16 protein-coding genes and 1 tRNA gene are annotated in these 8,720 nt (G+C 38.1%); 6 read left to right on the forward strand and 11 right to left on the reverse strand.

All coding sequences use genetic code 11. The features are described from left to right. Positions 1–18: 18 nt before the first annotated feature. Together EKM80_RS07700 and EKM80_RS07705 are read right to left on the reverse strand one after the other, a co-directional pair. Positions 19–228, reverse strand: a complete 210-nt coding sequence (locus EKM80_RS07700; RefSeq protein WP_125552541.1) for a hypothetical protein — start codon at positions 226–228, stop codon at positions 19–21. Positions 229–244: 16 nt separating this feature from the next. Beyond that, complete coding sequence (locus EKM80_RS07705; protein WP_125552542.1) at positions 245–487, reverse strand: hypothetical protein; 243 nt, start codon at positions 485–487, stop codon at positions 245–247. A 91-nt stretch (positions 488–578) separates the two neighbouring features. On the opposite strand from EKM80_RS07705, the gene EKM80_RS07710 reads away from it, so the two are divergent. Then, positions 579–1,370, forward strand: coding sequence for a hypothetical protein (locus EKM80_RS07710; protein WP_125552543.1), 792 nt, complete (start codon positions 579–581; stop codon positions 1,368–1,370). Here EKM80_RS07710 and EKM80_RS07715 read toward each other — a convergent pair. From EKM80_RS07715 to EKM80_RS07750, 8 genes are all read right to left on the reverse strand, one after another. Next, entirely contained in the window at positions 1,326–1,523 is a 198-nt protein-coding gene (locus EKM80_RS07715; RefSeq protein ID WP_125552544.1) for a hypothetical protein, read from the reverse strand. The genes EKM80_RS07710 and EKM80_RS07715 overlap by 45 nt on opposite strands. 15 nt (positions 1,524–1,538) lie before the next feature. Further along, positions 1,539–1,964, reverse strand: coding sequence for a hypothetical protein (locus EKM80_RS07720; RefSeq protein WP_125552545.1), 426 nt, complete (start codon positions 1,962–1,964; stop codon positions 1,539–1,541). After that, positions 1,961–2,215 carry a hypothetical protein gene (locus tag EKM80_RS07725; RefSeq protein WP_125552546.1) on the reverse strand — a complete coding sequence of 85 codons (255 nt, stop codon included), beginning with the start codon at positions 2,213–2,215 and terminating at the stop codon, positions 1,961–1,963. Before EKM80_RS07725 ends, EKM80_RS07720 begins: the two co-directional genes overlap by 4 nt. A gap of 51 nt (positions 2,216–2,266) precedes the next feature. Further along, positions 2,267–2,470: a hypothetical protein gene (locus EKM80_RS07730; protein WP_125552547.1), complete on the reverse strand. Its 204-nt coding sequence runs from the start codon at positions 2,468–2,470 to the stop codon at positions 2,267–2,269. Between the two features lie 278 nt (positions 2,471–2,748). Further along, positions 2,749–3,072 carry a DUF771 domain-containing protein gene (locus EKM80_RS07735; RefSeq protein WP_125552548.1) on the reverse strand — a complete coding sequence of 108 codons (324 nt, stop codon included), beginning with the start codon at positions 3,070–3,072 and terminating at the stop codon, positions 2,749–2,751. Positions 3,073–3,082: 10 nt separating this feature from the next. Continuing rightward, entirely contained in the window at positions 3,083–3,271 is a 189-nt protein-coding gene (locus tag EKM80_RS07740) for a hypothetical protein (protein WP_125552549.1), read from the reverse strand. A 15-nt stretch (positions 3,272–3,286) separates the two neighbouring features. Further along, the gene (locus EKM80_RS07745; RefSeq protein ID WP_125552550.1) at positions 3,287–4,063 is read right to left on the reverse strand and encodes a phage antirepressor KilAC domain-containing protein; all 777 of its coding nucleotides are present in this window, start codon (positions 4,061–4,063) and stop codon (positions 3,287–3,289) included. 11 nt (positions 4,064–4,074) lie between these two features. Further along, entirely contained in the window at positions 4,075–4,260 is a 186-nt protein-coding gene (locus EKM80_RS07750; RefSeq protein WP_125552551.1) for a helix-turn-helix domain-containing protein, read from the reverse strand. A gap of 274 nt (positions 4,261–4,534) precedes the next feature. Here EKM80_RS07750 and EKM80_RS07755 point away from each other — a divergent pair, with 274 nt between their 5' ends. From EKM80_RS07755 to EKM80_RS07770, 4 genes are all read left to right on the forward strand, one after another. Continuing rightward, positions 4,535–4,909 (forward strand): helix-turn-helix domain-containing protein, encoded by a 375-nt coding sequence (locus EKM80_RS07755; protein ID WP_125552552.1) that lies wholly within the window; start codon positions 4,535–4,537, stop codon positions 4,907–4,909. Positions 4,910–4,915: 6 nt separating this feature from the next. Then, a complete protein-coding gene (locus tag EKM80_RS07760) occupies positions 4,916–5,347 on the forward strand; it encodes an ImmA/IrrE family metallo-endopeptidase (RefSeq protein WP_125552553.1) in 432 nt (143 codons plus the stop codon). Positions 5,348–5,439: 92 nt separating this feature from the next. Continuing rightward, positions 5,440–6,588: a hypothetical protein gene (locus tag EKM80_RS07765; RefSeq protein ID WP_125552554.1), complete on the forward strand. Its 1,149-nt coding sequence runs from the start codon at positions 5,440–5,442 to the stop codon at positions 6,586–6,588. Positions 6,589–6,731: 143 nt separating this feature from the next. Further along, on the forward strand, positions 6,732–7,904 hold the full coding sequence (locus tag EKM80_RS07770; RefSeq protein WP_125552555.1) for a site-specific integrase: 1,173 nt from the start codon (positions 6,732–6,734) through the stop codon (positions 7,902–7,904). 164 nt (positions 7,905–8,068) lie between these two features. On the opposite strand, the gene EKM80_RS07775 is transcribed toward EKM80_RS07770, so the two are convergent. Beyond that, positions 8,069–8,152 (reverse strand) — tRNA-Leu (locus EKM80_RS07775). 150 nt (positions 8,153–8,302) lie between these two features. Between EKM80_RS07775 and EKM80_RS07780 the strand changes: the two genes are divergently transcribed. Further along, entirely contained in the window at positions 8,303–8,665 is a 363-nt protein-coding gene (locus tag EKM80_RS07780) for a DUF1304 domain-containing protein (RefSeq protein WP_125552556.1), read from the forward strand. The last annotated feature ends 55 nt before the right edge of the window (positions 8,666–8,720 follow it).

Below are 8,720 nucleotides of genomic sequence, written 5' to 3' on the forward strand. Positions count from 1 at the left end.
GCAATCACCTCCGTAAATTTAACTTTTAACGTCAAAGTGGTTGTTGCCTTTTTGGAAATAACCACTCATCCTAGCCAACCGACACAACCGCCGCCATCGTTTTCTAGTGGGTGCGATTGGCTGACCAAATAAATCAGGAAACTCTTCGGCGGCGTGCACCACCATTAAGTGCTCCCATTCTGATTTATTAATTCGATATTTAACCTTTTGCTTTCTTTTCAAATGCATTAACTCACCTCAAAAGCTAGTTCTTATTATCAAAGCGTTGCATTAATTCAATCGCTTCGGCATTATTTTCTTGTGATGCGGTCACGTCTTCTACGCTGATAGCTGGTCCGCATACTTCAGTGTTAATGATATTGGCATAGGCATTCAATTGGTCAAACTCAGCTCTGGTCATTTCTACAATCTTGTTGACTTTATAATTTATCCCGGCGGCATCTAACCAGCCTTGGTCATCATCAACTGTTGTGATTCTAGCTTTCACATCAATCAACTCCTAAACTTAGTTTTTGGTATTAATTATTACGATTTATCTGTATAATTCTTCTTATATAAAGATTAATGGGAGATAAGCTATGACACGTTTTAAAGATCATAAGGGTGCTGCAAAACTACTAAAACAAATTGACGAAAACAAAAGTGATTATCTTATCATTCACTACGCTTGTGAAAGCTTTTTTGATACAAATGGACGGACTCCACATGTCACATCAATTGCGGTAAAAAAATTCGATGATGGACAGGCCGAATTATTTGCCATTCATAAAATTGCGGAAATCAAACATGTTCCAATTGAAAAAATCACCGCTGAATATGACAATCTTGAAAAAGAAATGCTACGTAGGTTTTTTGATTACGTAAAAATTCATATCGAACAAAAATGGATTCATTGGAACATGCGAGATTCAAACTATGGATTTAAAGCACTGGAACAAAGATATTTAGTTCTGGGTGGAACTCCCACAGTTATTCCCGATTCTAATAAAGTTGATTTATCTAGATTATTTATTCATCTTTATGGAAAAGGTTATATTGATAATCCAAGAATTCAAAGTCTTTTAAAGTTCAACAATATAAAACCATTAAACTTTTTAGACGGTAAGCAAGAAGCAAAAGCATTTAATGATCATAATTATGTGGAACTCAGTTTTTCTACCGCCTCAAAAGTTGATATATTTGCTAATTTCTTAACGCAATCCATTGATAAAAAGCTGAAAGTGAAATCAAAACGTAGCGAAATATATGGTAATTCGATGCTCGGGTGGTATGATTTTATTGCTGAAAAACCATACGGTAAACCATTAATCTGGATTATAGGTGTTTTAATTAGTGGCATTATCGGAGCCGAACTCGGTCATATTTTCTAATGATTTCTCTCGATAGAAGTTCAATGCCTCAGTTGCCTCTTTTTTTGTTACGCTCTCTGTATTTTCAAATAATGTCATTAATTTGGTATAAAACACTAAGTTATCCAATACTTCAGCCGCTGATTTTAATTTAAAAATGTCTTCTTTTTTCATTAATGTCACTCCGTCCTATCGTGATAAATGTGGAATAGTAAATGGCTTAACTTTCTTAGCCTTAACACGCGGCGCGTCTGGATCAATACCGTATTTTTTTAAGACACGGTAGATCGTACTTTCAGACCGCAGTACAGTCGATTTAATCCGATCAATACTCCATCCTTGTCCCCAAGTACTGATAATTCGGCGCTCTGTGCCTTGTGCATTAGCCGGATCAAGTGCTGCTTTAGCGGCTGTCTCTTTAATTTTTTTATAACTAGCAACAATTCGATCAACACCAAGCATTTTAATAACCGGTGCCGCATCAGCCGCATCCACGATAATACAGGCGCTATTTTCATATGCTCTAAAGATAGTTCCGTGTAAATTGTGGAATATCTCTTTGCCGCTACGATATTCGGTCACGGTGACCATTGATCCTGCTTTGATACCTTTCATTTAGTGCCTCCTGCTTCGATTGATGCGATAGCCGAAACAGATTTGCCGTTTTCAAAAGTGCCCGCGCTAATCAAAACGCGGTCGTTTGGGCTATTTATAATCTGTGGTGATCCCCAAATACCGACAAAAGCTTTTGCATCGCTCATTGATTCGTTAAATCTGTAAAAACTAACCGATGTAGCAGCGTGATAAAGTTTTAAAATTTTACGTTCGTCTTCAGTTAAATATTTTTTCTCAACTCGTTTGGTCATTTTGTAGTTCCTCCTTGTGATATACTGGAGGTGTACTCTGTAATACACCTTTTAGTCCGCACGGTTGCCCCCGTGACGGGCTATTTCTTCTATCTTATAGCCAATGACTAACCGTTCAGCAACTGCATAGCTCTGACCGATATAAAACCAACCGTGGTCAAAGCCAACTGGCTCATATTCTGGCAACTCAACTTCGTAAACCTCTTTGTGAAGTAGCCCATCACACAAGGTTAACGTGATTCGCCAGTGCTTCATCGGCATAACCATTTAATAACAATGCCCCAGACAATTGCTGACAAATCAATAATTCCCACCCATACTAAGCGGGTTTCTAACTCATCCTTACTCAAAGTAGTAATCCTCCTCATCGCGCATTGCTTGGTCATCGATTTCAGTCCAATTAATGTTCATTTTTATCGGCCTCTTTTCCCAAGTGATAAAGGCCCCGAAACGCCGTAAACAAGATTACACCGATCAAAATGCCAAACGTAAAGCTTGCTACATCGATTGTCCAAACCATTTAAATCACCTCCTTACCAGTTAAATTCTTGCCAATGCTTGTCTAGCCATGGTCCAATGACTGACGCTTGAAACCGCCATGGACTCCCACTACCACCGCCAACGATGGCTTTACTGTTGCGCATTAGCTGTATCTCACGGCTATACCGTGGGCTATTTACCGTATTATCCTTGACCCACTTTTCGCTTTTATTACCTAGTCGCTTACGCAATTCGGCCATTGTCCACATCTTAGCTACCAATGATTCGCTGTTTAGCTGATCAAATTTATTTTGATCAATCAGTACATAATCTTTTGGCACTTCAACCGGAACTGTCACTTGTAACATTTGTGGCATCTAGATCACCTCACTGTTCATCTTCAATCTCGACATTTTGAATACCGTAACGGATAAACTTTTCTGCAATCCGACCAATCGAAATTCCTGTCTCATTTTTTAAATCAAGAATTTGCTTGTGCAATTCCGCATCGATAAATACTGGCTTAACGGCCTTACTTTCAGTTTGTTTAGTTAAAACTATTTTTGGTTGTGCCATTTTGTTATTTCCTCCTTAGCTTGCCTGTTCCTGTTCAATCAGCGGTAAAATATTTTCTTGTTTAAGCAGTTCGTACAAGCCTAATCTGCCTTTTTGCGTCCATTTAGTATTTAGTACAGCTTTTTCAGTGCCGTCTTTGCGTTTAACTATTGTGGTGTCAGAATGTGTCCATCCAGTTAGCTGATATTTTGCATATAACAGCCAAGTATTGCCTTGCTTGTAAATAACACCTAAGTCATGAAGCTTTTTATTTAATGCTCGACCGCTCATGCCGTAGTCCTTGGCGATAATACTGATCGTTACCAGCGATTTATCGGCTAATACGCGATCATAATAGGTAGCTTTAGGCTGCAACTCATTGACCTGTTGTTCAGCGATCAATCGTCCTTCACGTTCTGACTTCAATTGCTGAGCCAGATTGATAATCGTATCTGGATTCAGCAAAGCTTCTTCAATCTTTTCTGGTGTCATATAGGCGCCATGCTTACGAATAGCCGGTAAGACCTCCGCTGTAACCCAATGTTTAAATCGTTTTGCTGATTCCAAATGGCTACTAAAAATCAATGAGTAGACACCCGATTCAGTAATAATTGTCATGTCACGATTTTGACCTGAGTCGGTAAAATGCCGAGTCAGCTTATCCTCATCGTCAACGTGTCCTCTAACAGCATCGGCAGTCCGCTTATAGCCTAAAATTTCAGCTACATCCTTACCGACAAAATATGGTTCGTTATCAATAATTACTGTTCGTACATAGTTACCTTCAAAGTTAAAGTTTTGTAATTCGTCCATTGATCGTCACCTCACTTGATATCCAAAATCTTCTTGATTTTTTTGATATGTTCTTGTGGTTTTGGTCCTGTTTTGCGTCCGTGAAGAATATCGCTTAAATAAACATCACCAATACCAACTAGCTTAGCCAATTGTCCTTGTGTCATATTTTTTTCAAATAGTTTTCCTCTGACAATTGCACCTAGATCACTGCTCATAATTAAGTTCACATCCCTTCCTTAATAATTAGCTAATTTTTTCGCTAAAACCATTGAACATTTCTACCCCTAGTGGTAGACTAAGCACATAGTTAAATAAACGTAATGAGTCCATTGTTATCAAGCTGGGGAGCTGATTTATCGGGCTTATTTCGTAAACTTTTTAGCTAAGTAATTAGCTTATGTAAATAGAATAGTACCTTTAAAGGTAGATGTCAAGCTATTATTCAACCTTTTTTGGTAGAATTTTATTTATGCGGAAAGGAATCCTATAATGACACTATTTGATCGAATAAAAAAATTGGCAGATTCCCAAGGGAAATCTATAACCAGAGTAGAACAGGATCTTAATATGAGCCGTAATTATCTTTATAAATGGAAAACCATGAATCCAAAATCTGACTCACTTGAAAAAGTCGCCGACTACTTTGGTGTAACGACCGATTATCTGTTAGGTCGTAATCAAGCGCCTGAATGGGCTCATCCCGAAGATATACATGATCTCAAGCAAATGCTTGATGATAATGTTGGCTTAGCCTATGGAGGTGAGGATTTAACTGATAAAGATAAACAACGCTTAAATGATATTTTAACTGGTCTTTATTGGGAGAAATTGCATAACAAAAAGAAACGGGAAAATCAGGAGTGATGACATATGGAAAAACACTTAGCAAGGGTTCTAGCCAAACTTAAAATCACTTACGGGACCTCTGACCCATTTAGGTTGTGTGACTATTTAAATATTGATTTACGTTATATGGATATGAAACAACACCCGCTTGGAAAAACTGCGTGGATGCTTGGAGAAAGTATTATTTTACTTGATGAATCGATTAGAGATGATTCGCGGCGTTATTTTGTTTGTGCCCATGAACTGGGACATTTCTTCGATGATAAAGGCTTTGCCGGCTTTTATGTTGCAAATCAACGTTTCAAAGATATATCCGAACGTGAGGCAGATAGGTTTGCATCCAATTTGATTTTTTCTTTGTATGTGGAAGAACATGGAGAAGAACCATCTATGATTCAAGAATTATCCGCCGAATATGGCTATCCAATTGATGGTCAATATTATTTGACAAAATAAAAAAGCCCCACTCCGCTGCCACGGAATGAGGCTGGGCTCCTAATAAAATAAGCCGATAACTTATTTTATCATATAAAAGGAGTGAGTTGGGTATGGATACATTTTTGTCGTTATTATTTTTAGTTGGGGTTATTGTTTTTATCGTTGGTGCCGGACTTTTAGTGTTTAATTTAATCAAGAAAAAGGAGAAAAAACGATCGATCATAGTTCTGTCGTCTGGCGCTGGATTATTTATCGTCTCTATTATTGCTGCAATGTTCGTGATGCAAGCGCCGAAAATCAGTTTGTCGCCTTCCAACCCCACTATAAATAAAAACGGGGAAGCGAAGATTATTATGAATACTGAGAAGGGAGCTACAGCAACGATTAAGAAAGTGACTGACTCGGAAACACTAGCTTATGCTAAGGTGACCAATAAAGGTCAAAGACACTTTATAGTCAATTATTCTGGTGACTACATGGTTTACGCAAAAAATAAATATGGCCTTTCTACAAAAAAGATTAATGTTAAAACATCAAAGTACGAAACGGTACCTCAAGATATCACCAATCTTTATACGAACAATACGTTAACTGCACTCAAAGCTGGTATTACAATGGACGATATAAACGCAATTGAATCCGAAGTTGACGATTTAAAAAATGGAATAATCAAAAAAAACTGTTTGAAATATATTAAAAAAGCTAAAATTTTACAGCCTAAATTAGCTGCTGCTGAAGCAAAGGCCAAAGCTGAATCGGAAAGCGAAAGTAAAGCTCGTTCTGAAAGTATCGCCAAAGCTGCTTCTGAAAGTTCTGTAAAACAAGCCGCTGCCGACAGTTCTTCAAAAGCGTCTTCTATTGCTGCATCTCAATCAAGTGTAGCAGCCGCGAAGAAAGCTCGGGAAGAATCACAGGCAGCTAAGCATCAAGAAGCTCAAGCTAATGGACAAACTATTACTTATGCAATGCTCGACAAAAATGCTGATGGTTATTCCGGAAAGCCTTATTATGTCCGCGGTCAAGTCGCTCAAGCTCAAGAAGATAGTGGCATGACAGTTCTCCGCGTTAATGTCACCAACGAAGGCTATGATATCTGGGACGACGATATTTATGTCACATATATCGGCACTACCCCTGCTGTTGAAGATGACGTTGTTGATATCTATGGTACTTTGAGCGGCGGCGAAAGTTATGAAACTCAAATGGGACTCGAACGAACCATCCCTTCCATGATCGCGACTGAAATCACGGTGGAATAAATTTATTAAATAAAAATAAGCTTACTGCCCCTCCGCCAAGAAAGTCAGTAAGCTAACCAATAAAAACTCACGCCAAGCGTGGTGTCTTTGTATACTCTATTTTATCATAAAGTCGCCTAATGGCAACGAAAGGATGAATTATTATGGCAAATATTGTGAGACACGGTAAAGGCTGGATGGCGCGCGTTTATTATAAGGACAGTACCGGAAAACGTAAATCAAAAGCTAAAGGTGGCTTTAAAACTAAAGGTGAAGCCAAAGGTTATGCGATCAATTTAGAAAAAGAATTACTTGATGGTGGCTCATTAAATGACTGCGATACGCCTTTGCCTGAATATTTTTGGGAATGGTACGAAACTTTTAAAGAGCCGAAAATATCTGCGCGAACCAAAAAAAGCTATGAATACACCTATAATGTTCTAAAAAACCATTTTAATAATAAGGCTCTTTCTGCAATCACACGTACTACCTATCAAACTTTTTTAACGAAATATGGTAAGACTCATGCTAAAGAGACTGTTCAAAAGGTTAACGTACATGTTCGTGCTTGCGTAAAGAATGCATTGTACGACAAATTAATTCCACGTGATTTCACAGAACAAACCTCAGTCGTCTTTGATAAGGATCGCACACAACAGATTGAATATCTAAGTATCGTTCAAATGAAGAACCTAGTTGCATATGTGAGCAACAGCCTAAATCCACACTTTACCAGTAAATATATGATTTTGCTTGCCGTTTATACTGGTATGCGCCTTGGCGAGCTTCAGGGATTGCAGTGGCGAGATATTAATTTTAATTTCAAAACCGTTAGTGTACGACGGGCTTGGAGCGATGTTGAAGACGATTTTAAAGAAACCAAAAACAAATCGTCTGTTCGTACTATTCGAGTAAATAATGATATTCTAAATTATTTTTACGCTTTGAAACAATCAGTCAGCCCTGAGTCTAGTAAACAACAGGTCTTTTTAAATCAGTATGGCACTGTGCCCACCTCTAACGCCGTTAACAAAACATTACGTGAATCACTTAAAAAAATAAATGTAGAAAAAAGAGGCTTTCATTTTCATTCACTTAGACACACTCATGTGGCTTATTTACTAGCTAATCAGATTGATCTCTACGCAATATCTAAGCGCCTCGGCCATTCAGATATTGGAACCACGAGCCGTGTATATTCTTACTTAATAGATGAATACAAGGCAAAAACAGACACTGAAATCGAACACGCATTGTCACAGATCACCATTAGCGATGATGACTCTCAAAAAGCGAACTCTAAAACTGTGTGCAGCACACTAATGATCAAGCCATAATTCCTATTGCCTAGGGACTTTATCAATAAATTTTGTGTGCAGATTGTGTGCAAAGTAGTCAAAAAGTGGTCTTTTCTAGTCTTTTCTCATAAAGCAAAAACACCGCTAAACGTTGGTTTAACAGTGTTTTATAAAATGAGCTAAGTTTCTAATACGTTATAAAATGCCGCTGGCAGGGGTCGAACCTGTACTTCCCGAAGGAAACAGCACCCTGAATGCTGCGCGTCTGCCAATTCCGCCACAGCGGCAAATCTCATTTGAGCACTTGAATAGTTTAGCATTTTCTCGCTAGGTTGGTCAAGGCATTTTGCAAAAAACAGCATAAATAACCAGAACAAAGCACCTAAAATTCAAACAAAAAATAACTATTTTACTGTGACATAGACAAGGAGAAACTCATGCAGACATTTACTTTAATTTTGGCCGTTCTAATTGGCCTTGAGCACCTAGGGATTATGGCGTTAGAAATATTTGCTGGTCCAAAAAGTCAGGCCAAGGCCTTTGACATGCCATTTAATTTTGTGAATTTGCCTAACGCCCGCGTTGCAATGGCCAATCAAGGTATTTATAATGGTGCCCTCGGTTTACTGATCATCAGTAGCCTATTCTTTTTTAATGGTACTGCCTTAGTCACATTACTTAAATTACTGATGTTCTTTATTATGATCGTTGCAACTTATGGTGGCTTCACCGCAACAAAAAAGATTTTTGGCTTGCAATTATTGCCAGCAACCCTAGTTTTTATCTTACTTTGGCTATAGAAAAAGGCTCTATACTTTATCCTGTTGATAGATTGCTCAAAGTGGTAATCTATTA

It is taken from the genome of Loigolactobacillus jiayinensis (assembly GCF_003946445.1).
GTDB lineage: Bacteria > Bacillota > Bacilli > Lactobacillales > Lactobacillaceae > Loigolactobacillus > Loigolactobacillus jiayinensis.

Bases quoted from the DNA above. Each gene is read 5' to 3' on its own strand.
- EKM80_RS07700 (WP_125552541.1), bottom strand. From the start codon at position 228: ATGCATTTGAAAAGAAAGCAAAAGGTTAAATATCGAATTAATAAATCA.
- EKM80_RS07710 (WP_125552543.1), top strand. From the start codon at position 579: ATGACACGTTTTAAAGATCATAAGGGTGCTGCAAAACTACTAAAACAA.
- EKM80_RS07715 (WP_125552544.1), bottom strand. From the start codon at position 1,523: ATGAAAAAAGAAGACATTTTTAAATTAAAATCAGCGGCTGAAGTATTG.
- EKM80_RS07720 (WP_125552545.1), bottom strand. From the start codon at position 1,964: ATGAAAGGTATCAAAGCAGGATCAATGGTCACCGTGACCGAATATCGT.
- EKM80_RS07725 (WP_125552546.1), bottom strand. From the start codon at position 2,215: ATGACCAAACGAGTTGAGAAAAAATATTTAACTGAAGACGAACGTAAA.
- EKM80_RS07730 (WP_125552547.1), bottom strand. From the start codon at position 2,470: ATGAAGCACTGGCGAATCACGTTAACCTTGTGTGATGGGCTACTTCAC.
- EKM80_RS07735 (WP_125552548.1), bottom strand. From the start codon at position 3,072: ATGCCACAAATGTTACAAGTGACAGTTCCGGTTGAAGTGCCAAAAGAT.
- EKM80_RS07740 (WP_125552549.1), bottom strand. From the start codon at position 3,271: ATGGCACAACCAAAAATAGTTTTAACTAAACAAACTGAAAGTAAGGCC.
- EKM80_RS07745 (WP_125552550.1), bottom strand. From the start codon at position 4,063: ATGGACGAATTACAAAACTTTAACTTTGAAGGTAACTATGTACGAACA.
- EKM80_RS07750 (WP_125552551.1), bottom strand. From the start codon at position 4,260: ATGAGCAGTGATCTAGGTGCAATTGTCAGAGGAAAACTATTTGAAAAA.
- EKM80_RS07755 (WP_125552552.1), top strand. From the start codon at position 4,535: ATGACACTATTTGATCGAATAAAAAAATTGGCAGATTCCCAAGGGAAA.
- EKM80_RS07760 (WP_125552553.1), top strand. From the start codon at position 4,916: ATGGAAAAACACTTAGCAAGGGTTCTAGCCAAACTTAAAATCACTTAC.
- EKM80_RS07765 (WP_125552554.1), top strand. From the start codon at position 5,440: ATGGATACATTTTTGTCGTTATTATTTTTAGTTGGGGTTATTGTTTTT.
- EKM80_RS07770 (WP_125552555.1), top strand. From the start codon at position 6,732: ATGGCAAATATTGTGAGACACGGTAAAGGCTGGATGGCGCGCGTTTAT.
- EKM80_RS07780 (WP_125552556.1), top strand. From the start codon at position 8,303: ATGCAGACATTTACTTTAATTTTGGCCGTTCTAATTGGCCTTGAGCAC.